The organism is Nocardioides baekrokdamisoli (assembly GCF_003945325.1).
Classification (GTDB): domain Bacteria; phylum Actinomycetota; class Actinomycetes; order Propionibacteriales; family Nocardioidaceae; genus Nocardioides; species Nocardioides baekrokdamisoli.
The window spans coordinates 1,045,573-1,068,637 of the sequence record NZ_AP019307.1 but is presented as its reverse complement, the minus strand read 5'-3'; the positions used below and the strand labels follow the sequence as shown (position 1 = coordinate 1,068,637).

General features: G+C 68.0%; 22 protein-coding genes and 1 riboswitch. Of the genes, 12 read left to right on the top strand and 10 right to left on the bottom strand.

What is annotated here, in order from left to right:
- Window positions 1-88 precede the first annotated feature (88 nt).
- The 4 genes from KCTC_RS05120 to KCTC_RS05105 all read left to right on the top strand — a co-directional run bounded on the left by KCTC_RS05120 (window position 89) and on the right by KCTC_RS05105 (window position 4,190).
- Window positions 89-721, top strand: a complete 633-nt coding sequence (locus KCTC_RS05120) for a TetR/AcrR family transcriptional regulator (RefSeq protein ID WP_231998847.1) — start codon at window positions 89-91, stop codon at window positions 719-721.
- A gap of 22 nt (window positions 722-743) precedes the next feature.
- Complete coding sequence (locus KCTC_RS05115; protein ID WP_125567365.1) at window positions 744-1,097, top strand: hypothetical protein; 354 nt, start codon at window positions 744-746, stop codon at window positions 1,095-1,097.
- A gap of 82 nt (window positions 1,098-1,179) precedes the next feature.
- A complete protein-coding gene (locus KCTC_RS05110) occupies window positions 1,180-3,198 on the top strand; it encodes an SDR family oxidoreductase (protein WP_125567362.1) in 2,019 nt (672 codons plus the stop codon).
- Window positions 3,199-3,368: 170 nt separating this feature from the next.
- Window positions 3,369-4,190 carry an endonuclease domain-containing protein gene (locus KCTC_RS05105; RefSeq protein WP_125567360.1) on the top strand — a complete coding sequence of 274 codons (822 nt, stop codon included), beginning with the start codon at window positions 3,369-3,371 and terminating at the stop codon, window positions 4,188-4,190.
- Between the two features lie 72 nt (window positions 4,191-4,262).
- On the opposite strand, the gene atzF is transcribed toward KCTC_RS05105, so the two are convergent.
- Genes atzF through KCTC_RS05080 form a run of 5 tightly spaced genes read right to left on the bottom strand, consistent with a single transcriptional unit; the run spans window position 4,263 to window position 10,549 of the window.
- Complete coding sequence (gene atzF, locus KCTC_RS05100; protein ID WP_125567358.1) at window positions 4,263-5,849, bottom strand: allophanate hydrolase; 1,587 nt, start codon at window positions 5,847-5,849, stop codon at window positions 4,263-4,265.
- Entirely contained in the window at window positions 5,846-7,723 is a 1,878-nt protein-coding gene (locus KCTC_RS05095; protein ID WP_125567356.1) for a 5-oxoprolinase/urea amidolyase family protein, read from the bottom strand. Before KCTC_RS05095 ends, atzF begins: the two co-directional genes overlap by 4 nt.
- Complete coding sequence (locus KCTC_RS05090; RefSeq protein ID WP_125567354.1) at window positions 7,723-8,319, bottom strand: urea amidolyase associated protein UAAP2; 597 nt, start codon at window positions 8,317-8,319, stop codon at window positions 7,723-7,725. Before KCTC_RS05090 ends, KCTC_RS05095 begins: the two co-directional genes overlap by 1 nt.
- Window positions 8,316-9,008, bottom strand: a complete 693-nt coding sequence (locus KCTC_RS05085) for a DUF1989 domain-containing protein (protein WP_125567351.1) — start codon at window positions 9,006-9,008, stop codon at window positions 8,316-8,318. The genes KCTC_RS05090 and KCTC_RS05085 overlap by 4 nt, the downstream gene beginning before the upstream one ends.
- Window positions 9,005-10,549: an APC family permease gene (locus KCTC_RS05080; protein WP_125567349.1), complete on the bottom strand. Its 1,545-nt coding sequence runs from the start codon at window positions 10,547-10,549 to the stop codon at window positions 9,005-9,007. The genes KCTC_RS05085 and KCTC_RS05080 overlap by 4 nt, the downstream gene beginning before the upstream one ends.
- Before the next feature lie 52 nt (window positions 10,550-10,601).
- Window positions 10,602-10,711, bottom strand: a riboswitch (guanidine-I (ykkC/yxkD leader).
- A gap of 123 nt (window positions 10,712-10,834) precedes the next feature.
- On the opposite strand from KCTC_RS05080, the gene KCTC_RS05075 reads away from it, so the two are divergent.
- Window positions 10,835-12,478, top strand: coding sequence for an FAD-binding dehydrogenase (locus tag KCTC_RS05075; RefSeq protein ID WP_125570028.1), 1,644 nt, complete (start codon window positions 10,835-10,837; stop codon window positions 12,476-12,478).
- 109 nt (window positions 12,479-12,587) lie between these two features.
- Window positions 12,588-13,238: a YoaK family protein gene (locus KCTC_RS05070; protein ID WP_231998846.1), complete on the top strand. Its 651-nt coding sequence runs from the start codon at window positions 12,588-12,590 to the stop codon at window positions 13,236-13,238.
- Here the strand turns inward: KCTC_RS05070 and KCTC_RS05065 are convergent.
- Together KCTC_RS05065 and KCTC_RS05060 are read right to left on the bottom strand one after the other, a co-directional pair.
- On the bottom strand, window positions 13,235-13,615 hold the full coding sequence (locus KCTC_RS05065) for a hydroxyisourate hydrolase (protein WP_125567348.1): 381 nt from the start codon (window positions 13,613-13,615) through the stop codon (window positions 13,235-13,237). The genes KCTC_RS05070 and KCTC_RS05065 overlap by 4 nt on opposite strands.
- Window positions 13,615-13,971, bottom strand: coding sequence for a YidH family protein (locus KCTC_RS05060; RefSeq protein ID WP_125567346.1), 357 nt, complete (start codon window positions 13,969-13,971; stop codon window positions 13,615-13,617). The genes KCTC_RS05065 and KCTC_RS05060 overlap by 1 nt, the downstream gene beginning before the upstream one ends.
- A 35-nt stretch (window positions 13,972-14,006) precedes the next feature.
- Between KCTC_RS05060 and KCTC_RS05055 the strand changes: the two genes are divergently transcribed.
- Genes KCTC_RS05055 through KCTC_RS05045 form a run of 3 tightly spaced genes read left to right on the top strand, consistent with a single transcriptional unit; the run spans window position 14,007 to window position 16,009 of the window.
- Window positions 14,007-14,708, top strand: a complete 702-nt coding sequence (locus KCTC_RS05055) for a (deoxy)nucleoside triphosphate pyrophosphohydrolase (RefSeq protein ID WP_231998845.1) — start codon at window positions 14,007-14,009, stop codon at window positions 14,706-14,708.
- A 9-nt stretch (window positions 14,709-14,717) separates the two neighbouring features.
- Window positions 14,718-15,620 carry an N-acetyl-1-D-myo-inositol-2-amino-2-deoxy-alpha-D-glucopyranoside deacetylase gene (mshB, locus tag KCTC_RS05050; protein WP_125567344.1) on the top strand — a complete coding sequence of 301 codons (903 nt, stop codon included), beginning with the start codon at window positions 14,718-14,720 and terminating at the stop codon, window positions 15,618-15,620.
- Complete coding sequence (locus KCTC_RS05045) at window positions 15,617-16,009, top strand: hypothetical protein (RefSeq protein ID WP_125567342.1); 393 nt, start codon at window positions 15,617-15,619, stop codon at window positions 16,007-16,009. Before mshB ends, KCTC_RS05045 begins: the two co-directional genes overlap by 4 nt.
- Here KCTC_RS05045 and KCTC_RS15275 read toward each other — a convergent pair.
- A complete protein-coding gene (locus tag KCTC_RS15275; RefSeq protein WP_456299594.1) occupies window positions 15,899-16,174 on the bottom strand; it encodes a putative acetyltransferase in 276 nt (91 codons plus the stop codon). The genes KCTC_RS05045 and KCTC_RS15275 overlap by 111 nt on opposite strands.
- Before the next feature lie 26 nt (window positions 16,175-16,200).
- Between KCTC_RS15275 and fdxA the strand changes: the two genes are divergently transcribed.
- Window positions 16,201-16,536 carry a ferredoxin gene (gene fdxA / locus KCTC_RS14825; RefSeq protein ID WP_125567340.1) on the top strand — a complete coding sequence of 112 codons (336 nt, stop codon included), beginning with the start codon at window positions 16,201-16,203 and terminating at the stop codon, window positions 16,534-16,536.
- Window positions 16,537-16,571: 35 nt separating this feature from the next.
- Window positions 16,572-17,666, top strand: coding sequence for a succinyldiaminopimelate transaminase (gene dapC / locus KCTC_RS05035; RefSeq protein WP_179951408.1), 1,095 nt, complete (start codon window positions 16,572-16,574; stop codon window positions 17,664-17,666).
- Window positions 17,667-17,672: 6 nt separating this feature from the next.
- Here dapC and KCTC_RS05030 read toward each other — a convergent pair whose 3' ends face one another.
- Entirely contained in the window at window positions 17,673-18,509 is an 837-nt protein-coding gene (locus KCTC_RS05030; protein WP_125567338.1) for a hypothetical protein, read from the bottom strand.
- Entirely contained in the window at window positions 18,509-19,447 is a 939-nt protein-coding gene (dapD, locus tag KCTC_RS05025; protein WP_125567336.1) for a 2,3,4,5-tetrahydropyridine-2,6-dicarboxylate N-succinyltransferase, read from the bottom strand. The genes KCTC_RS05030 and dapD overlap by 1 nt, the downstream gene beginning before the upstream one ends.
- A gap of 364 nt (window positions 19,448-19,811) precedes the next feature.
- Between dapD and ileS the strand changes: the two genes are divergently transcribed.
- Complete coding sequence (gene ileS / locus KCTC_RS05020; RefSeq protein WP_125567334.1) at window positions 19,812-23,027, top strand: isoleucine--tRNA ligase; 3,216 nt, start codon at window positions 19,812-19,814, stop codon at window positions 23,025-23,027.
- Window positions 23,028-23,065: the final 38 nt, after the last annotated feature.

Below are 23,065 nucleotides of genomic sequence, written 5' to 3'. Positions count from 1 at the left end.
TAACCCATTAACCGCGACACCGTGTCACGTGAACGCGGATTTTTCTTCGGTGTGCTCCCGCGCGGGCCCTTCCCAGTAGGGTCGCCCCGTGGCCGGAGACCCCGCAGTCAAGCGCACGTACGCGCCTCGGATGGCGCCCGACGAGCGTCGCGAACATCTCCTGGACTGCGCACTCCGGGTACTCGGACGCGAGGGGTTCTACAACGTCTCGATCGAGGCGATCGCGAAGGAAGCCGGTGTCTCCCGACCGGTCGTCTACGACGCGTACGGCGGTCTCGAGCCGCTCCTGAACGCGCTCCTGGACCGGACCCAGAAGCGGGCGCTGCGACAGGTCCTCGCCGTGCTCAAGGACATTGGCGCGCCCGAGGACGTCGATGCCTGGCTCGTCGACGGCACCACCCGCGTGATCGTGATGATGCAGGAGGACCCGGACGTCTGGCGCCCGATCCTCGGCCTGGTACGCGGCGCCCCTCGCGAGGTCCGTGACCGGATCGAGGACACCCGGAAGGTCGTTCGTCGTTATCTGGCGGCCGCGATCGAAGCGGGCCTGCAACTGCGCGGCACCGTCGGACTCGACGCCGACCTGGTGTCGCACATCGTGATGGCGGCGCTCGAGGAGTTCGGACGGCTCGTGTTGGAGGACCCGCCTCAGTACGAGAACGACCGGATCATCGCGGCTCTGCGAAGCCTGCTCGCCGCCTTCGGCTCGCCGGAGGAGTGAGATTGCTGGGACAATCGGTGTCATGACGGTCGGTGCGAAGCTCAAGGTCAAGGCGGGGCAGAGCATCGCGGTGTTCGGACTCCCGGCCGATGTCGACCTCGAACTTCCCGACCACGTCCCGGCTGCGGGAGCGCCCGATGTGGCCATCGGCTTCGCGATCAACGCCGCCACCGCCGAGGACCTGCACGTGGTGATCGCGTCGGCGCGCACCGATCGGGTTGCCTGGATTGCGTACCCGAAGGGCGGCCAACTGGGCACGGACCTGAGCCGCGGCAAACTGGTCGCCCTGATGGCCGAGCACCACCTGCAGCCCGTACGCCAGATAGCGATCGACTCGGTCTGGTCGGCCATGCGCTTCCGGCCTGTGTCCGACTGACGGAGACCTCGGTTTCTCGCGACACGGTGCACCACGTCGCGACTAGGTGACGAACGCCCGCGCGGCCACTACGGTCAGCGGCATGTCCTACTTCGTGACCGGCGCGACCGGTTTCATCGGCCGTCGTCTGATCCACGAGCTCGTCGACCACCGCGACGGTGAGATCTTCGTGCTCTGCCGCCAGAGCTCGCTGGGCCGGATGCAGCTCCTCATCGAGGAGTGGGGCAGCGACCGGGTCGTCCCGATCGTCGGCGACCTCGGCAGCCCCGGCCTCGGTGTGGATGAGAAGTGGATCAAGGCCCAGAAGGGTCGGATCGACCACTTCTTCCACCTGGCTGCGATCTACGACATCACCGCCGACGACGCGACCAACGACGCGATGAACATCCAGGGCACCCGGTACGCGATGGAGCTGGCCGGCCAGCTCGGCGCCGGCGTCTTCCACCAGGTCTCGTCGGTCGCCGCTGCCGGCGACTACCGCGGCACGTTCACCGAGGACATGTTCGACGAGGGTCAGCCGCTGCCCTCGCCGTACCACCGCACGAAGTTCGAGTCGGAGAAGATCGTCCGCGAGGACTCGCCTGTGCCGTGGCGGATCTACCGGCCGTCGCTGGTCATCGGCGACTCGGTCACCGGTGAGATGGACAAGGTCGACGGGCCGTACTACCTGTTCCCGATGATCAAGCGTCTGCGGGACTCGATGCCGTCCTGGATCCCGTTGGTCGGCATCGACCTGCGGGACACCAACGTCGTCCCCGTCGACTACGTGGCCAAGGCCATGGACCACCTCGGCCACCTGCCGAAGCGTGACGGCGAGGTCTTCCACCTGGTCAACCCCGAGCCGCAGCCGGTGATCGACATGATGAACGCGTTCTGCTCCGCCGCCGGCGCTCCGCAGTTCGCGACTCCGATCGACCGCCGTTTCAGCGAGCGCGGCCCGATCTCCAAGCTCCCGAACGCCCTCAAGCCGGCCACGATCCTCAGCAATGTGGTCCGGTCCTCACCGGCCCAGGCGACTCTCGACCAGACCGTCGGTCGTCTCGGGATCCCGGCGGAGGCCCTGGCGCACGTCAACCTCACCGCCACCTACGACAGCCGCAAGACCCAGAAGGCTCTCGCCGGGTCCGGCATCGAGGTCCCGCCGCTCGACTCCTACGTACGCACCCTGTGGTCGTACTGGGAGGAGCAGATGGACGACGCCACCACGTCGGACAAGAAGGTCCGCAAGGAGCTCAAGGACAAGTACGTCGTGATCACCGGTGCCTCGTCGGGCATCGGTCTGGTGACGGCCGTCAAGGTTGCCCAGGCCGGCGGCATCCCGGTGCTGGTCGCGCGTGGCAAGGACAAGTTGGACGCGCTCAAGCGCACCATCGAGATCGGTGGCGGCACCGCGTACGTCTTCTCGGCTGACCTCTCGGACTACGAGTCGATCGACGATCTGGCGCGCCGCCTCAACGAGGAGTTGCCGCGGGTCGACTTCCTGATCAACAACGCCGGTCGGTCGATCCGTCGCTCGCTCAAGTTGTCGTACGACAGGTTCCACGACTTCGAGCGCACGATGCAGCTCAACTACTTCGGTGCGATCCGCCTCGTGATGGGCGTTCTTCCGGGGATGTCGGAGCGTCGCTCGGGTCACATCGTCAACGTGAGCTCGATCGCCGTCCTCACCAGCACGCCGCGGTTCAGTGCGTACGCGGCTTCGAAGGCGGCCCTCGACTCGTGGTCCACCGTTGCCTCCAGCGAGCTGGCCCATGACCGGATCACGTTCACCAACATCCACATGCCGTTGGTGCGGACGCCGATGATCGCGCCGACCAAGATGTACGACAAGTTCCCCACGATCTCGCCGGCCCAAGCTGCCGACATGCTGATCGAGGCGATGGTCAAGAAGCCGCACGAGATCAACACGCTCTCCGGCTACGCCGGCTCACTGCTGCAGCGCTACCTGCCGAAGTCCGCGCACCGCGTGCTCAACGTCGCGTACCAGTTGTTCCCGGACTCGGCGGCCGCGAAGGCACACGTCGAGGACGAGGGTCAGGCTCCGGTGCACGAGTCGCAGCGCGAGATGGTGGTGCGGCTCTTCAAGGGCCTCAAGTGGTGACTGGGTGATGCAGGTCAGCGGCCGACTCAAGGGGAATGTTCCCTCGAGTACCGTCCTGTCCTGAATGATCTGACCACCACCGGTCCACAGCCGACGGCCTTTCGGTCGTTGTCCACAGGTGTCCGAGCGATCCGCCCGTCGGGAAGAGGGCGGCGGCAACGCTACGAGGCATGGCATCAGGCCCCTTCCTGGGTATCTACTCATCGCGGCGGCTCTCCCTCCTCGGCCTGTCGACACCTGCGGTCGCGCAACACATCACCGACGGGCGCCTCGTCCGGATCCGGCCCGGATGGTTCCACGATTCGTCCGCGCATGCCGATGCCATCGAGGCGGCTCGCCTCGGTGGGGTCCTGACGGCGACTTCTGGCTCTCGTCACCACGGAGTGTGGACGCTCGCCGACGACAAACTCCATGTGCTGGTGGCCCGCAACGCATCCCGGGTCCGTCCGGAGCGGATCCGATCACGGGAGATCTGTCTCCATTGGGCCGGCGGGCCGATCGAGCGGGAGCCTCCCGTCGCGACCCCGCTCCAGATCGTGCTGGACTCGGCGCGCTGCCAACCTCGACATGTCGCGGTCGCGCTGGCCGATTCAGCGCTCAACCGGGGCCTGCTGCGGTTGGAGGAACTCGAGGTTGCTGCGCCGCGGTTGGCGGGGTGGTGCGACGGAACTGCTGAGTCCGGCACCGAGAGCATCGTGCGGGTCGGCCTGCGGCGGCTCGGGATCGCTGTGCGTACCCAGGTCCAGATCGACGACGTCGGTCGGGTGGACCTGGTCGTCGGGGACCGGTTGGTCATCGAATGCGACAGCGCCGCCTTCCATGACGGATACACCTCGAAGCGCGACTACGAACGAGACCGGGAACTGGTGCGCCAAGGCTACCTCTCCCTCAGATTCAAGTACCACGAGGTCGTCGATGAATGGCCACGCCTCGAGGCATTGATCCTTGAGATCGTGCGAGCTGATCGACACCGGTGCCGCCGGGCCAGCTGAAGACCTAACAGGTCAGGGCCGCATCCGAGGGGAATGTTCCCTCGAGTTCTGTCTGGTCCTGAGTCGCCCCTATCAGCGACTGAGGTAGGACCTCCACCCGCCGAACGAGCTGATGTCCCGCTCGGGATCCGCGCCGTCGGCGGTGCAGACGAACCCGAGCACCCGTTGCCCGTCGATCAGGTCCACTGGTCCCAGGGCGAGCGGGGGCAGGATGGTGGCCGCGAAACCGCCGACCGCGTCGGTGGGCAACGACCAGACCTCCACCTCGATGCCGTCGCCGGCCTCGCCGTCGATCACGCGCGTGAGCCCCGGCCGCGGCAGTGGGCCGGGGACCGAGAACATCCGATAGTCCGCGGCAGTGCGGGTGCTGCGGACCAGACGCCCTCCCCGGGCAACCAGGTCGGCGTTGAGTGGCTGACCGGACAGATGCGCGCCCGCGACAGCGACCTTGATCCGTCCCGCGCTCGCGGCCGGGCGCGGCTCGCCCAGCAGGTCTGCGGCGATGGCGTGGATTCGGTCGTCGGCCCCTGCCGGTGCCAGCAGTTGTACGCCGAACGGGAGGCCGTCGACTCGGCGAGGCCCGGGGAACGCGATCGCACACAGATCGAGCAGGTTCGTCATGTTGGTGAATCGGCCGAGCCGGGCGTTCACCCCGATCGGATCGGCATCGACCTCGGCGATCGTCGGGTGCTCCGGGGTCACCGGCAGCAGCAGTGCGTCCACGCCGAGCCAGACCCCGGAGGCCGCCTGGGCCAGCTGCGCCAACTGATGGAAGCCGGCGAAGGTCTCGGCTCCGGTGATCGTGGCGCCCGCGCGGACGATCGTCCGTACGGTCGGGTCGACCTCCGGCCCTTCGTCCATGGCGGCGCCGAACGCCAACCAGCGCTCGGCGAGCCACGGGCCGCTGTAGAGCAAGGCAGCAGCCTCCAGCAATGGTCCGATGTCCACCGGGACCAGTTCGGCGACCTCCGCGGCGGCGGCCAGCGCGGCCTCCCAGGCCTGAGCGTGAGTCGGCTCCAGGTCGAGGGGAGTGAGAGGTACGGCGATCCGCGCCCGCCCTTCTGTCGGCGACACCTGGGTCAGCAACCGCGCGTACGGGTCGTGCGGATCATGGCCGACCATCACCTCGTACGCAGTCCGTGCGGTGGCGAGGGTCCGTGCGAACACCGTCACGCAGTCGAGGCTGCGACAGGCCGGGACGACGCCCGTGGCCGACACGAGGCCGCGTGACGGCTTGATTCCGACGAGGCCGTTGAACGCGGCCGGCACCCGCCCGCTGCCCGCAGTGTCGGTGCCGAGCGCGAAGTCGACCTCGCCGCCGGCGACCACGACGGCGCTCCCCGAACTCGAGCCGCCTGAGACGTGATCGGGCGAGTCCACGGCATGACAGAGCCCGTACGGCGACCGGGTACCGACCAGACCCGTGGCGTACTGGTCCATGTTGGTCGTGCCGGCGACGCTGGCTCCGGCGTCGAGCAACCGCTGGACGACGTGTGCGTGCGCCGCGGCAGGCGTCGTACGCCGGGGGTCGGCTGCGGTTGTGGGGACGCCGGCGACGGCGATGTTGTCCTTCACGGCGAATCGCAGGCCAGCCAGCGGTCCCAGGTCGGCGCCGGCCAGGACATGGCGTGAGATCCACGCCGTCGGCTGGCCGCTCATTGGGCCCACCTCGTCCGCTCGGCGTCGAACGCGGCCCGGCGCCGAGCGCGCACGGCTGCGATCTCGTCAGCCGCCTCGATCTCCAGGGCCCTGACCTCTGCGAGCGAGAACGTCCCCGGGTTGGTCTCGAGATCGGCTTCGCCGGTCTCGATCGCGGTACGCGCGGCGGCGAGGTCGGCGGCGCTGACCGGCCTGAACCGGATCCGGTCGAACTCGCGCAACAGCCACGGCCGCGTGTCGTCGCTCGAGCCCCCGAGGCGGAACACCGGGACGGTCCGGCCGACCAGCTGGTAGCCGCCGGGTCCCTCCATGCCATAGATGCACATGTAGATCCCGCCGATGCCGACCGAGTTCTGCGCTGTCCAGGTGCGGGCGGGGTTGTACTTGGTCGTCACCAGTCGGTGGCGTGGATCCAGCGGTACGGCGACCGGTGCGCCGAGGTACACATCACCCAGCCCGACGACGAGGTACGTCGCTTCCTCGACGATGCCGAACACGTCGTCGCGGTCCTCCAGGTCGTTGACCCGCCGAATGAACTCGACGTTGTCCGGACACCACGGGGCGGTCGGGTTCACGCTGGAGTAGCGCTGCATCGCCTCGTGCGAGGTCGGGTGATCGAAAGCGATCGGGAGGACGACCTCCCGCGAGGGCACCTCGACATGGTCAGGGTCCGGAAGCGCGTCCACGAGTCCTGCGAGTAGTCCCGCCAGTTCGTTGACGCTGGTCCGGGTGGTGTCGATCGCGACGAGCAAGGAGCGTACGCCGGCGACGATCTCGGTCACGCCGACGACGTGGGAGTCCCGGGCGCTGGTGGCGAGCAGATGGATCCACATCCGGATGCGTAGATCGAACTCGCGCGAACCTGCCTCCACCAGTACATGGCGATCCCCCGAGGCCCGGATCGTCCATCGGACCTGCCACGCCTCGCCACTGGCGAGGACAGGCGGACGCTCGGGTGCCGACGGCGCTCCCTCCAGGTTGACCGGCACCAGCCGGACGGTGTCGGTCGGACGCAGCTGCCCCAACTTCCACCTGTCAGCCTCGACCACGACGGCGGGCACCACGAACCCGCCCAAGGACGGGCCGTCCACACCGACGATCACCGGGGTGTCGCCCGACAGCATGATGCCGCCCACCGGGTACGCGGAGTCGTGCAGGTTGGAGGGGTGGATCCCCGCCTCGCCGCCGTCGGTCCGCGACCACTGTGGGCTCGGTCCGAGCAGCCGGATCCCGGTGCGGTCGGCACGGTGGTCGACCGTCCACGTCGCTCCGAAGAACTCCTCGACGCCTTCAGGACTCAGGTAGTCCGGCGCTCCGTGAGGCCCCGGAATGACCCGGAGCTCCCACTCATGACCCAGCGCCGGCAGTTCGATCACCTGAGGCGTGAGCAGGTTCTCCAGCCTGCCGAGGGGGATCACGTCATCGGCGGCCAGTGGCCGCCCGTCGATCCCGCCGAACCCGCCGAGGACGAAGGTCGAACGACTGCCCAGAACCCGGGGGACATCGAGGCCCCCTTGCACGGCCAGGTAGCCGCGGAGCCCGGGCCCGTCGAGCGGCCCCAGATCCAGTTCCGTGCCGGCTCGCCACAGGGCCGGGATGCCAGCTTCGATGACGCGACCATCGAGCGTCGCCTCGCGCACTGCTCCGCCGACGCAGATCATCCGGTCGACGTCGCTGACCAGAACCGGACCCACCATCACGCATTCGAGTCCCGCCGCGGTGCCCGGATTCCCGAGCGCGGCGTTGAGGAGCCCGAGAGTCAGGTCGTCGAACGCACCTGAAGGAGGTACGCCGACATCCCAGTAGCCCTGGCGACCGCGTACGTCCTGGATCGTGGTCTGGACGCCGGCGCTGATCACCCTGAGTTCGCCCATCACCAGGTCCCCACGAGTCGTACGGGCGTGGGATTCCAGCCGTTGCAGGGGTTGTTGAGCTGGGGACAGTTGCTGATCAGGACATGGATGTCCCGACTCGCGGTGATCTCCACGTACTTGCCGGGCGCCGACAGCCCGTCCTCGAAATGCAGGTTCCCGGCGGCGTCGACCGGCACGTTCATGAAGAAGTTGATGTTGGGCCCCAACTCGCGCTGACCGATCCCCGCCGGAGCTCCGTACGCCAGGAAGGTCTGGCGGCAGGCGTGCTGATGCCGGGTGTGCATGCCGTACCGGATGACATTGCTCTCCTGGGCACAGGCACCGCCGACCGTGTCGTGGCGACCGCAGGTGTCGGCCGAGATGACGGCGAGCTCCTCGAGACGATCCGAGAGCAGTCGGGAGCCGGTGGTCAGATAGACCGCGCCCTGTTCGCGGATGGTGTCGAAGGCGCTGTACCGGTGGCGGATGTCGTGAGCGTCGTAGAGCAGCGTGTCGACCGCTTGGTTGCCCTCCAGATCGATGATCCGGAGGCGGCCACCGGAGGGGACTGTGATGAGGGCCCCGTCCCCGGCCTCGACGATGGTGTCGTAGGTCATCGCAGCACCACCATCTCGGTCACGTCGAGCGCACGACCCGATTCGGCACGCCAGGTCCGGCTCGGGTCGTCGGCGGAGACCGGTTCGGCCTCGCTGATTGCCACCGCGACTCCGTCGGTCGCTCCGTCGGGGGACAGCGGATGCGGACACGTCGAGAGCATCACCAGCACGGGCTGTTCGGTGCGCAGCGTCACGGCGTCGCCTGCGGAGCAGTGGCCCGGTGTCAGGCTGAGCCCGGCGTCCGGGTCGCTGATCGCCACCTTGCTGAACCAGTTCACCGAGGCGTGCAGGTCGGACTCGCCGAGCCCGTACTTGGCGAACTCCAGCAGCATCAGGGTGCGAGCCGATCGCTTCCAGTCGTTGCGGTGTGAGGCGTACGACGTCCCGCCGACCAGGTGGGCGTCAGATCCGAGCCCGCCGAGGCAGTCGTGCCACCCGAGGGTCGAGGCGACGACCGACGCGAGGCCGGTGCCGCGGTCGGACATCAGCACCATCGGAGGTTTGATGCACGCGGACATCTGGGCCTTCATCGTGTCCGGGACGTTGAGTCGGTCGAGACGGTCGGCGGCGAACAACTGCATGCTCACGTTCGTGGCAGCGCCGAGCGCCGTCAACGTGATCAGTCGGTCCGCCGGGACCGAGATCGACCAACACGCACCGCCCGGAATCTCGTGGGCGATCGCGGTCATGCCTGGTCCAGAGCTCCCAGCATCGCGTGGGCCTCGACCGAGACGGTCGAGTGGTACGCACCGCGCTTGACGGCGTACGCGATCGCTCCGATGCCGAAGGTCGCCACGATCGTCAGCAACGGGAGGTAGTGGACGTACCAACCGGTGTTGGCCGGGTCGTAGACGGCCTGACGGGGGAGGCCCAGGTTGATCGCCATCAACAGGCCGTAACCGACTGCCACGACGTTGATCGCGAGGCCCCACTTGCCGAGCGAGAACAGCGGCTTGCCCGCCTCGTCCGCGCCGTCGGCGAGCTTGCCGCCGCGCAGTCGGGAGACCAGCATCGGCGCCGTCACCATGAGGTAGGCGATGTAGAGCAGCATGATGCAGACGCTGGCGAGGCCGAGGAACAGGCTGGTGTTCTTCACGTTGACGACGAGGCAGATTGCCGCACCGACACCCGGCACGACCGTCGCCAGGAGCGGGGTGTGGAACCGCGGGGAGACCTTGCGCAGCGCGCCGGAGAACGGCAGGACCTCATCGCGTGCCATCGAGAAGATCATCCGCGCACCGGCGGTCTGGACGGCGAGGGTGCAGACCGTGATCGCGAACGCGACATCGATGAGCAGCAGCTTGCCCACGGTCGTACCGAGCACGCTGGTGAGGACGTACGGCAGACCGCCGGTCGGGGAGGAGAGGTTGCCGTCGGTGAGCGACGGGGCGGCCATCAGGGCGGCGATCAGCAGGAACGCGCCACCGATGCCGGACACGATCAGCGCGCGGACGATCGTCTTCGGGGTGACCGAGCGCGGGCTGTGCGTCTCCTCGGCCAGTTCGCCGGCGGAGTCGAACCCGACCATGACGTACGCGGCCATGAGCGCGGACATCAGCAGGGGAGTGAGGTAGCCGGTGCTGCCGCTCAGCACCGAGTTGTGGAACACCACGCCGGGGCCGCGGTGGGCGTGGCTGAAGAGCAGGATCACCAGGAGTGCGACACCGACGAGCTCACAGGTCACGCCGACGCTGTTGACGATCGCCGTGATCCGGATGCTGAACGCGTTCAGAGCAGTGGTGATGGCCAACAGGATGCAGCCGAGCAGGACCGCGTTCTCCGCACCGGAGGTGCCGCTGCCGTCGCCGATGATCTGGAACTTCGTCGACACCATCGGCAGGACCACCTGCAGGGCGATCGCCGCGGTGGCGAGGGTGATGATCTGGGCGATGATCATCGTCCAGCCGGCGAACCAGCCCCAGACGCTGCCGCCCAGGCGTCGCGCCCACTGGAAGATCGCACCCGAGATCGGATAGCGCGCCGCGAGTTCGGCGAAACACAACGCGACCGCGAGCTGCCCGACAAGCACGACCGGCCAGGTCCAGAAGAACAAGGTCCCGCCGAAGCCGTACCCGATGAAGAAGAGCTGGAAGACGGTCGTGAGGATCGAGACGAAGGAGAAGCCGGCTGCGAACGACGCGTACGTGCCGACTCGGCGGGAGAGTTGTTGGACGTATCCGAAGCCGTGCAGGTCGACTGCACTTGCCTGGTCGAGAGATGCGGTGGACATGGAATGCCTTCCGAGATGCCCGGAAATGCACGAGGCGCACCGGGGCCGTGGGGCCTCCCGGGCTTTTCTCCCGCCGTGGAACGGCCCCGCAACACTGCGGCGCCGCCTCCCCTCTCGGACCAGGCCAGCCGGATCGGCTGCGGAACCCTAGGGGCGCCCCGCCATCTGGCGGGTCGGGACTAGTTCAGTGGCCGTTTGTTTCGTCGCAGCCGGCCCTGGCGTTAAAGGTGTGTAACACGCTCGTGGGGCGACGAACGGCGCACGATTTGGGAGGATCGCTCCGTGATGAAAGCCGATGTGGTCGTTGTTGGTGGCGGACTGGCCGGACTGGCGGCGGCGGCGGAGGCCGCCGATGCGGGCCGTTCGGTGATCCTTGTCGACCAGGAGCCTGAGCAGTCGCTCGGTGGCCAGGCGTTCTGGAGCCTCGGTGGGCTGTTCTTCATCGACAGCCCCGAGCAGCGTCGGATGGGCATCAAGGACTCGCTCGAACTGGCCACGCGTGACTGGTTCGGTTCGGCGCAGTTCGACCGGGACGAGGACCTGTGGCCCCGGCGCTGGGCCGAGGCGTACCTCGACTTCGCCGCGGGCGAGAAGCGCTCCTGGCTCCGCGGGATGGGCCTCAAGACCTTCCCGGTCGTTGGCTGGGCCGAACGCGGAGACGGTCGCGCCAACGGCCACGGCAACTCGGTGCCCCGGTTCCACATCACGTGGGGGACCGGTCCGGGTGTCATCGAGCCGTTCGAGCGGCGCGTACGCGCTCATGCCGAGGCCGGACGGATCACGTTCGCCTTCCGGCACCGCGTGGATGAGGTGGTCATCGAGGGCGGAGCTGCGGTGGGCGTACGCGGCAAGATGCTCGAGCCGAGCACGATCCTGCGCGGCCAGCCGTCCTCGCGCGTCGAGGTCGGCGACTTCGAGGTCCGCGGCCAGGCGGTCATTGTGACCAGCGGTGGGATCGGTGGCGACCTGGACCTGGTCCGCAAGAACTGGCCCGCGCGCCTGGGCGCGGCACCCAAGGACATGGTCGCCGGCGTCCCCGCCCACGTCGACGGTCGGATGGTCGCGATCACCGAGTCGACCGGCGCGCGGGTGATCAACCGCGACCGGATGTGGCACTACGTCGAGGGCATCCGCAACTGGGACCCGATCTGGGACAACCACGGCATCCGGATCCTTCCCGGCCCGTCGTCCCTGTGGTTCGACGCCACCGGCGAGCGGCTCCCGGCACCGAACTTCCCGGGTTTCGACACTCTCGGCACCCTCAAGCACCTGCGTGGCACCGGCCACGACTACTCCTGGTTCGTCCTCACCAAGAAGGTCATCGACAAGGAGTTCGGCCTCTCCGGATCCGAGCAGAACTCCGACCTGACCGGCAAGTCGATCCCGGGCGTACTCGAACGCGCTCGCAAGGGGTCCAAGCATGTGGACGCGTTCACGATCCACGGCGAAGACTTCGTGGTGGCGGACAACCTGGCCGACCTGGTCGCGGGCATGAACCGTCTGAGCGACGGTCCTGTCCTTGACGGCACTGCCATCGAGGCGATCGTGGCGGCGCGCGACAGCCAGATCGACAACTCGTACTGCAAGGACGCCCAGGTCACCGCGATGTACGCCGCGCTCAACTACCGCGGCGACAAGCTGTCGCGGGTGGCCAAGCCGCACAAGTTCCTCGACCCGGCCAACGGCCCCTTGATCGCGGTGAAGCTGCACATCCTGTCGCGCAAGACGCTCGGAGGGCTCGAGACGGATCTGTCGGGTCGCTGCCTGACCTCGGCGGGGACTCCGCTCCCCGGCCTCTACGCAGCCGGTGAGGTCTCCGGCTTCGGTGGCGGCGGAATGATGGGTTACAACGCGCTCGAGGGCACGTTCCTCGGCGGCTGCCTTTTCGGCGGTCGCGTGGCGGGCCGGGCGGCTGCGGCCGCCATCTGAGCCGAAAGGTGAGGATTTCCGGGTCGAGAGGTGAGGAATGCTCACTGTTCGGCCCTGATTTCCTCACGGCTCGCGCCTGCGTTCCTCACGGTTCGGGGATACTGCACCGGTGACCAGGACCGAGCGCGTACACCTGACGTTGATGTTGGTGCTCACCTTCACCACCGGCATCAACGACGCCGTCGGCTATCTCGGGCTCGACAAGGTCTTCACCGGCAACATGACCGGCAACGTCGTCGTCCTCGGGATGGCCCTCGCTGGCGGGACGGGCCTTCCCGTTCTCGGCCCGGCTCTCGCGCTGGCCGGGTTCGGTGCGGGCGCGGCCGCTGGCGGTCGAGCTCTGTCCCGTGATCCGCGACCGTGGGGTCCGCGTACGACCGCGCTCTTCGCGCTCGTGGGGCTGGTGATGCTCGCCCTCGCGACGGTGCTGGCCACGGCCAGTCGTACGCACACCGTCGACGTCGTGATCACGACGATTGCCGCCATCGCGATGGGACTGCAGGCCGCGACCGCAAGGCACGTCGCCGTCAAGGAGGTCACGACCGTCGTGGTGACCAGTGCGATCACCGGCCTGGCTGCCGACAGCTGGTTCGGCAACGGGACCGGCGGGCCCTGGCGCCGTCGAGCGGGAGCCGTCGCCCTGATCCTGCTCGGTGCTCTTGCGGGAGCGGCCATGTTGCACTGGCACCTGGCGGCGCCGATGTTCGTGGCGGGGGCGCTGATCCTGGCGACGACCGCGGCCGGCGCCCGGGCTGCTTAGCTCGCGGGAGGCTGGTACGCGTTCGGCTCCAGGGTGATCGAGTACGCGAAGCCCGCCAGGCTCACCGTGACGTCGTGTGCAGCGCCCGTGCTGACCTCGACGTTGATCACGATGTCGCCGTATCCGCATGGCCGGTTGTGGGCCGCGAACCACTTGCCGGCCTCGAGCACGACGGCGTACGAGCCGGGAATCAGCCCGTCATCGACGCGGGCGCTCCCGAACTCATCGGTCCGCCCGTTCAGCCCGTGCCCGTCCGGTGCGGAGAGGGTCAGGTGGACTCCGGCCGCCGGAGAGCCGAGCGCGGTGTCGGTGATGCGCACCGTCAGGCTGGTGATCGGCAGGCCGAGGTCTTCCTTGATCCGGGTCACGATCCCCATCAGAGCGCCATCACCACGGCCAGGGCAAGCGCGATGACCACGACCGCCGCGGTCATCCAGAGCCCGAGGGTGAAGCGCGGCAGCGGTTCCCGCAGGCGCATCGCGCGCTCGACCTTCCGCCACCGGAGGTACGCGGCGCAGGTGCAGCCGGCGCCGAGGAGCAGCAGGGCCAGAGCCACCGTTGTCCGCAGCCATTCGGTGTGCACGACGTTCAACGAGTGCAGCGCGAGACCGCCGGCCATCAGCGCCATCGCGGTGCGTACCCACGCCAGGAACGTGCGTTCGTTCGCCAGCGAGAACCGCGGATCGGGCTCGTCTCCGACGTCGTAGACGTGGTCGGGAGTACGAGAGGCCATGGCGATAGGTTGCCAGATGTGAGGACCGCTTTGGAGTGCGACCGCCGCACCGCCCTGACGCTGAGACCACGGTGAGCGCGCGTACGCCCGTGGTCGGGGCCGCAATCCTGCACGCGGGCACGGTTCTGGCCGCCCGTCGCACCGAACCCGCCCACCTCAAGGGGCTGTGGGAGTTCCCCGGCGGCAAGGTGGACGAGGGTGAGAGCTTCGACGAGGCGCTCGCCCGCGAGATCCACGAGGAGTTGGGCGTACGCATCCGCGTCGGCGACTGGTTCCCACTGACCGTCGACATCGGCGAGCGGTGGCAGATGCGGACGGCGTTGGCCCGCATCATCGAGGGCGAACCACACCCGCACGTGCACGACGCGATCCGGTGGCTCGCGCTCGACGATCTGGAATCGGTCGAGTGGGTCGAGGCCGACCGGCCCTTCCTCGTGTACGTCCGCGAAGCCCTCAGCGGACCGCTGACCCGGGCGATCCTGTTCGACGAGCAGGACGCGATCGCGGTGGCGGAGAGGCTGACGCGCGACGGCTGGACGGCCGACATCGTCCGCGAGCGGTATCAAGGGGAGGACGACGAGGAGGACCAGCCGTGGGCCGTCGTCAGCGATGCCCCGCAGATCATGGTCGAGATGCTCGTCGAGCAGTACGACGGCTGGCTCGATCTGCCCGAGCCGCCGAAGGTCACACCGCTGGTCCTTCCGGTGGCGCCGAAACGGATCAAGCGGCCCCAGTAGGCTGACCGCGTGACTGACGCCGCGCAGCAGCGCCTCCTCCTGGTCCACGCCCACCCCGATGACGAATCGATCGGTACCGGCGCCACGATGGCCAAGTACGTGTCGATGGGCCGCGGCGTCACCCTGGTGACGTGCACGGCCGGGGAGATGGGCGAGGTCCTCGTCCCCGAGCTGGCGTACCTGGCCGCAGATCAGGAGGACCGACTCGGCGAGCACCGCCGCGGTGAGATCGCCGACGCGATGAAGGTCCTCGGTGTCACCGACCACCGCTGGCTCGGTGGCTTCGGGACGTACCGTGACTCGGGCATGCAATGGCACGACGAGGGGTACGCGATCCCGGCCGACGACACCCACCACAACGCCTTCTGGAACGCCGATCTCGGCAAGGCCGCGGACGACCTGGTGCAGATCATCCGCGAGGTGAAGCCGCAGGTCGTCGTCACCTACAACCCGTTCGGCGGCTACGGCCACCCCGACCACATCCAGGCCCACCGGGTGTCCATGCTCGGCACCGCACTGGCCCGGGTGGCTGCTCATCGTCGCGATCTCGGTGAGGCGTGGGACGTCAGCAAGCTCTACTGGACGGCGCTGTCGCAGACCTCGATCCAGCGGGCGATCGACACGCTCCAGGCAGGCGGCGAGGACCCGGGCTTCCTGTCGATGATCCTGATGATGGCCAGCCCCGACGAGGACCTGGCGGCGCGCGTCGACGCGCGGGAGATGACCGAGAAGAAGCTGGATGCGTTGCGTGCGTACCCGACCCAGGTGGCGGCGGACGGCCCGTTCTTCCAGCGCAGCGACGCACTCGGCGACGGCGGCTGGGGCGAGGAGTACTACACGCTCGCGCACGGCACGCGTGGTCCGGTCGGGGATGACGGGCTGGAGGCCGACCTGTTCGCAGGTCTCGTGTGAAGCTCGTTCCGGCGCTGCTGAGGTTCGTGCTTGCGCTGGCTGCCCTGACGCTCGGCCTGGTGACGGCGGCGGCCGCGGTCGTACTCCATGACCTCACCTGGACCCTGGTCCTCGCCGGTGTCGCCACCGGGTCGACGCTCTGGGCCCTGCCCGCGGGCGTACGCGGACGGGTGCCGTACGCGCTGGGCTGGATGGTCGTGCTCGCGCTGGCCGTGACACCGACGTCGGCCGGTGGATATCTGGTGGGCTCGACGACGACGGGCTATGCGGTGCTCGGACTAGGGCTGATCGCGCTCAGTGCCAGCATCGCGACGTTTCCGCTCAAACGCCGGCGCCGGCTTGCCGGCCACGATCAGCGCCCGGGGGACCCGAACGACCTCGCCGGTTGACCGGGTGATCACGCAGTCCTGGTCGGTCCATTCCGTGCAGATCCCGATGACATCAGTGAAGGCCGGACCCCCGGTCGGCCCGGTCTCGCCGGGCACGATCGAGCGGACGACGACCCGGAGTCCGACACAGTCAGGTCCGAGGAGGGGAGTGGGGGGCAGGTTCACCACAGGGACACATTAAGATCCCTGCCATGACCTACGTCATTGCTCAGCCGTGTGTCGACGTCAAGGACCGTGCCTGCGTCGACGAGTGTCCCGTGGACTGCATCTACGAGGGCGACCGCATGCTCTACATCCACCCGGATGAGTGCGTGGACTGTGGCGCCTGCGAGCCGGTCTGCCCCGTCGAGGCGATCTACTACGAGGACGACACGCCCGCGCAGTGGAAGGACTACTACGCGGCCAACGTGAACTTCTTCGACGCGCTCGGTTCGCCGGGCGGTGCCGCGAAGATGATCGAGCAGACCAGCAAGCTCGACCACCCGATGATCGCCGCCCTGCCTCCGCAGAACCAAGAAGCCCACTGATCCCGGACTCGGGGCCACGACCTCGAGGAGGGACCGTGAAGGTCTCTGACAAGCTTCCCGACTTTCCCTGGGACAAGCTCACTGCGTACGCGGCGACGGCACGCTCGCACCCCGACGGCATCGTCGATCTCTCGATCGGCACGCCGGTCGATCCGACGCCTGAGGTCGCCAAGCAGGCGCTGCGCGACGCTGCCGACTGGCCCGGCTACCCGACGACGATCGGGTTGACCGAGACCCGCCAGGCGGTCATCGACTGGTTCGCCCGCGTCCACGACGTCACAGGCCTCGGTCTCGATCAGGTGCTTCCCGTCATCGGGACCAAGGAACTGATCGCCCAGCTCGCGCTGCACCTCGGCATCGGTGAGGGCGACCTGGTGGTCTTCCCGGAGGCTGCCTACCCGACGTACGAGGTCGGCGCTGCGCTCGCGGGCGCGACTGGCATCGCCGCAGATTCGCTGACCGCGCTCGGCCCGCAGACCCCGAAGGTGCTCTGGCTCAACAGCCCGTCCAATCCCACGGGCCGCATCCTGCCGGCTGACCACCTCAAGAAGGTCGTCGACTGGTGCCGGGAGCGCGGGGTGCTGCTCGTCTCCGATGAGTGCTACCTCGACTGCGTCTGGGAGGGCGAGACGATCTCGGTCCTGCACCCGTCGATCTCGGGCGGTTCGGCGGACGGCATCCTGGTGGTGCATTCGCTGTCGAAGCGCTCCAACCTCGCCGGCTACCGAGCCGGCTTCGTCGCCGGCGATGCCGGGGTGATCGCAGAACTACTTGCCGTACGCAAGAACCTCGGCTTGATCGTGCCCGGCCCGGTCCAGCAGGTGATGACGGCGGTGTACGCCGACGACGCCCACGCTGCGGAGCAGCATGCCCGCTACGCGGCCCGGCGTACGCGTCTGAAGGCGGCGCTCGAGCGCGCAGGCTTCACCGTCGACCACTCCGAGGCGGCGCTCTACCTGTGGTCGACCCGAGGTGAGGACTGCTGGAAGACCGTCGGCGACCTGGCTGACCTGGGCATCCTGGTCGCGCCCGGTGAGTTCTATGGCACCGCCGGCCGGCAGCACGTACGCATCGCCATCACGGCAACCGACGAGCGGATCGACGCCGCGGTCGCCCGCCTGACGGCCTGACCGGCGTCAGCCGGCCATCAACGCGACGACGCCGACCGTACTGGCGTCCGACTGCTTCCAGCCGCCGCCCGGCGTCCACGACCAGCCGTCCCACGACACCTGCAGGATGCCGATCCGCTGAGCCTGGGCGACGAGGTAGGCCGCGACCGACCAGCCCTGCGTGGGCGTTCCGGTGATCGGGAACGTCGCAGTGGTCCCGTGCGTCAGTGCCGTGCCGGTGAACGCACCGAAGAACGAGTCGACTTCGGCAGTCGCCGTCTTCGGGTGCGACGTCGTCGGCGTCTCGAGTTGGCAGTTCAGCCCGTGCGGCGAATAGCCGGTCATCGTTGAGGCAAAGGCCCGCGCGTCCTGTTCGTGCTGGGCGTACGAGGGCCCGCTGGACACGTCGGCACTGTGCTGCACAGCTTGGGCGACCTCGCCGATCGGTCTGGTCTGGTAGCCCTGAATCTTGATCAGCGCGTTGTAGAACGCGTTCGCGGAATACACCGGGTTGGTGATCTGGGCGGCGGTGCCCCAGCCCATCGACGGCCGCTGTTGGAACAGCCCGAGCGAGTCGCTGTCGCCGTAGTTGAGGTTGCGGAGCTTCGACTCCTGCATCGCCGTCGCGAGAGCGATCGTCACCGCCCGGGCCGGCAGGCCGCGGCGGACGGCGACGGCCGTGATCACGGCGGCGTTCTCCGTCTGTTCGGGGGTGAGGCTGGCGGAGCCGGTGTCGATCGTCGCCGTGCACTGTGGCGAGGCCCCGAGGATGTCACCGAACGGCTTGCTGAGGGCCTGCCACAGTTTGGTGCCGCCGAAGGCGAGCGCGGCGACGACCACCGCTGCGATGACGAGCCGGCGCATCAGTTCGCGTGCAGCGCGGCGTTGAGGGTGATGCCCTCACCCTTCCACGCAACAGCCTCCATGGCACCGGACACGGAGTTCCGGCGGAACAGCACGTTGCTCGCGCCCGAGAGTTCGGCAGCCTTGATCGTGCTGCCGTCTGCGAGACGCACCTTCGTGCCGGCGGTGACGTACGCACCGGCTTCGACGACGCAGTCGTTGCCGAGGCTGATCCCGATACCGGAGTTGGCGCCCAGCAGACAGCGCTCGCCGATCGAGATCACCTGCTTGCCGCCGCCGGACAAGGTGCCCATGATCGAGGCACCGCCGCCGATGTCCGAGCCGTCACCGACGACGACGCCGGCGCTGATCCGGCCCTCCACCATCGAGGTGCCCAGCGTGCCGGCGTTGAAGTTGCAGAAGCCTTCGTGCATGACTGTGGTGCCTTCAGCGAGGTGAGCGCCGAGGCGGACCCGGTCGGCGTCGGCAATGCGTACGCCCGTGGGCATCACGTAGTCGACCATCCGGGGGAACTTGTCGACGCCGTACACGGCCACGTTGCCGGCGGACTTCAGCCGCGCGCGGGTGAGTTCGAAGTTCTCCACCGCGCACGGGCCGGCGCTGGTCCACACCACGTTGGTGAGCAGGCCGAAGACGCCGTCGAGGTTCTGGCCGTGCGGCTGGACCAGGCGGTGGGAGAGCAGATGCAGGCGGAGCCAGACGTCCTGGGTGCTCGTGGGAGCGCTGTCGAGGTCCGCGGTGACGAGCTCGACCTTGCGGGTGACGCCCCGCAGGTCGTCGGGCCCTTCGAGGGCGGTCAACTCGGCCGGAGCCACTGCGCTGGTCGGGGCATCGCCCAGCGCCGGGATCGGGAACCACACGTCGAGGACGGCGGGTTGTTCAGAACCAGTGTCGGAGGCGAACGTGGTCAGGCCGTAGCCCCAGGCGGTGCGAGTCACGTTGGCCAAGGTTACCGGCAGGGCGGGAACCAGCGGCTCTCGTGAGGACCGTCCTGCGCTTGAGGTGTGGATTCGGCACTGTGGGTGTGCTCAATCCGTACGCGAACCGCGGAAGTGGCGGGACGCAACCGGTTCGCGTGGCTGTGCCCGCTCGCGTACTCTGGGCGCACAGCGTCAGAGCCGTCATCAGCGGCGAGCTTCCGGAAGAACGCCTCGGCAAGTAGAACCGGACGGGTGGCCCGTCACAGCCGTCACAGAGCGGTCGACCTCGGTCGGCAAGCGAGGTGGTACCGCGGAGCAATCCGTCCTCGCAGCCCACTGTTTGCACCAATACGGTGTTTCGACTGCAGGAGTGCCACCGCACATGAGTACCTCACCCATGAAGGACGCCGTCTACCCGAAGGTCACCACCGACCCCACTGGCTCCGTCCCGGCGAGCCCTCGGTTCCCGGAGATCGAGGAGCGAGTCCTCGAGTTCTGGAAGCAGGACGGCACGTTCCAGGCGAGCATCGACCAGCGCGACGCCGGCACCAACGGTGACAACGAGTTCGTCTTCTACGACGGCCCGCCATTCGCCAACGGGTTGCCGCACTACGGCCACCTGCTCACGGGTTACGTCAAGGACATCGTCCCGCGCTACCAGACGATGAAGGGCAAGCGCGTCGAGCGCCGCTTCGGCTGGGACACCCACGGTCTGCCGGCCGAGCTCGAGGCGATGCGCCAACTCGACATCAAGACCACCGACGAGATCGTCGAGATGGGCATCGACGTCTTCAACGCCGCATGTCGCGAATCAGTGATGAAGTACGCCGACGTCTGGCAGGACTACGTCACTCGCCAGGCGCGCTGGGTCGACTTCGACAACGACTACAAGACCTTCCGGCCCGACTACATGGAGTCGGTCATCTGGGCGTTCAAGGAACTCTTCGACAAGGGTCTCGTGTACGAGGGCTTCCGCGTCCTGCCCTACTGCTGGAACGACGAGACCCCGCTCTCGAACCACGAGCTGCGGATGGACGACGACGTCTACAAGATGCGTCAGGACCCCGCCGTCACTGTTGGATTCGACGTCACCACCGAGGGGCCGTTCCAGGACGCGAAGTTGCTGATCTGGACCACGACGCCGTGGACCCTGCCGAGCAACCTCGCGGTGATGGTCGGCAGCGAGATCGAGTACGTCGTCGTGGCTCATGAGGGCGAGCGGCTCATCCTCGCCGCGGCTCGCCTCGGCGCGTACGCCCGCGAGCTCGGGGACGAGCCGAACGTGGCCTGGCGCGGCCTCGGCAAGGACCTGCTCGGCCTCACCTACGACCCGCCGTTCAGCTACTACCGCGGGCACGAGAACGCCTTCCGTGTGGTGGCAGCCGATGATGCCGTCACCACCGATTCCGGTTCCGGGCTCGTACACAGCGCCGGCGCTTTCGGTGAGGTCGACAAGGAGGTCACCGACCGCGAGGGCATCGCGCCCGTGATGCCGGTCGCCAAGGACGGCAAGTTCACCGCACCGGTCGCCGACTACGCCGGGATGCAGGTGTTCGAGGCCAACAAGCCGATCATCGCCGACCTGAAGAACCGCACCGGATCGGTCACGCCCGGCACGGTGCTGCTCCGCCAGGAGTCCTACGAGCACTCGTACCCGCACTGTTGGCGCTGCCGGCAGCCGCTGATCTACAAGGGCGTCTCGAGCTGGTTCGTCGAGGTCACCAAGATCAAGGCCCGGATGCTCGAGCTCAACGAGCTCATCGACTGGACCCCCGATCACATCAAGCACGGCCAGTTCGGCAAATGGTTGGAGAACGCCCACGACTGGTCGATCACCCGCAACCGCTTCTGGGGTTCGCCGGTGCCGGTGTGGAAGTCGGACGACGAGGCGTACCCGCGGATCGACGTCTATGGGTCGTTCGATCAGCTTGAGGCCGACTTCGGCACCCTTCCCCGCAACGATGCGGGGGAGCCCGACCTGCACCGTCCGTACATCGACAACCTGACCCGCCCCAACCCGGACGACCCGACGGGGCAGAGCACGATGCGGCGCGTCGATGACGTCCTCGACGTGTGGTTCGACTCGGGCTCGATGTCTTTCGCGCAGAACCACGTCCCGTTCGAGCACGAGGAGTGGTTCGAGCACCACTTCCCGGCGGACTTCATCGTCGAATACATCGGCCAGACTCGTGGCTGGTTCTACACGCTGCACATCCTGGCGACTGCGCTCTTCGACCGCCCGGCCTTCCAGACGTGTGTCAGCCACGGCATCGTGCTCGGCTCGGACGGCAACAAGATGTCCAAGTCACTGCGCAACTACCCCGACGTACGCGAGGTCTTCGACCGCGACGGTGCCGACGCGATGCGCTGGTTCCTGATGTCCTCGCCGATCTTGCGCGGCGGCAACCTGATCGTGACCGAGCAGGGCATCCGCGACTCGGTCCGTCAGGTGATGATCCCGCTCTGGAACAGCTGGTACTTCTTCCAGCTCTACGCCAACGCGGGCAACGTCACCGCCGAGTGGTCGACGGCGTCGACCGATCCGTTGGACAAATACATCCTCGCGAAGACCCGGGTCTTCATCGAGGAGATGCGCGGGGCGTGCGATGTGTACGCCATCGCTGATGCCTGCGAGGCGACGCAGCGGTTCGTCGACGTCCTGACGAACTGGTACATCCGTCGTTCGCGGGAGCGGTTCTGGTCCGAGGATCAGGATGCGTTCAACACGCTCTACACCGTGCTTGAGGTCACCGCGCGTGCCGTGGCGCCGCTGCTGCCGCTGGTTGCCGAGGAGATGTGGAGGGGGCTCACGGGTGGTCGTTCGGTGCACCTGACCGACTTCCCGTCGGCCGATGACCTGCCGGCCGACGCTGCCCTGGTCGAAGCCATGGATGCAGTCCGCGACGTCTGCTCCGCGACCTCGGCTCTCCGCAAGGCCGAGAAGCTCCGCAACCGGCTCCCGCTCGCCGGCCTCACGGTCGTGGGCGCAGCGATCGGCGGCTTCGAGGACATCGTCGCCGACGAGGTCAACGTCAAGGCGGTGCGCCTGCTCGCCGCTGATGCCCCCGAGGCTGCCGCGTACGGCATTGAGCAGAAGCTCAACGTCAACGCACGTGCCGCAGGTCCGCGTCTGGGCCGTGAGGTCCAGAAGGCGATCCAGGGCTCGAAGTCGGGCGACTGGTCGATCGACGCAGCTGGTGTCGTGACTGCCGGAGGACTCTCGCTCGAGGAGGGTGAATACGCCCTCGAGACGGTAGCCGGCGCCGCCGGCGAAGGTGTTGCGGTCGGCATGATGGCGGGGGGAGCGTTCATCGTGCTCGACACAGTCGTCACGCCCGACCTCGCTGCCGAGGGTCTGGCGCGCGACCTGATCCGCGCCATCCAGCAGGCCCGCAAGGACGCCGGCTTCAATGTCGAGGATCGGATCTCGCTCACCATCGCCGGTGGCGAGGGCGTACGCGCTGCCGCCGAGGCGCACGCCGAACTCATCGCCGAGGAGACGCTGGCGACGTCATTCGAGGTCGCTGACTCGGCCGAGGGAACGCAGGTGTCCGTCGGCGAGGGCGACCCCGCGACGATCTCGGTGACCCGCGTCTGACGTAACAATTCAGGACATGTGGGCGGCCGAGGGATATA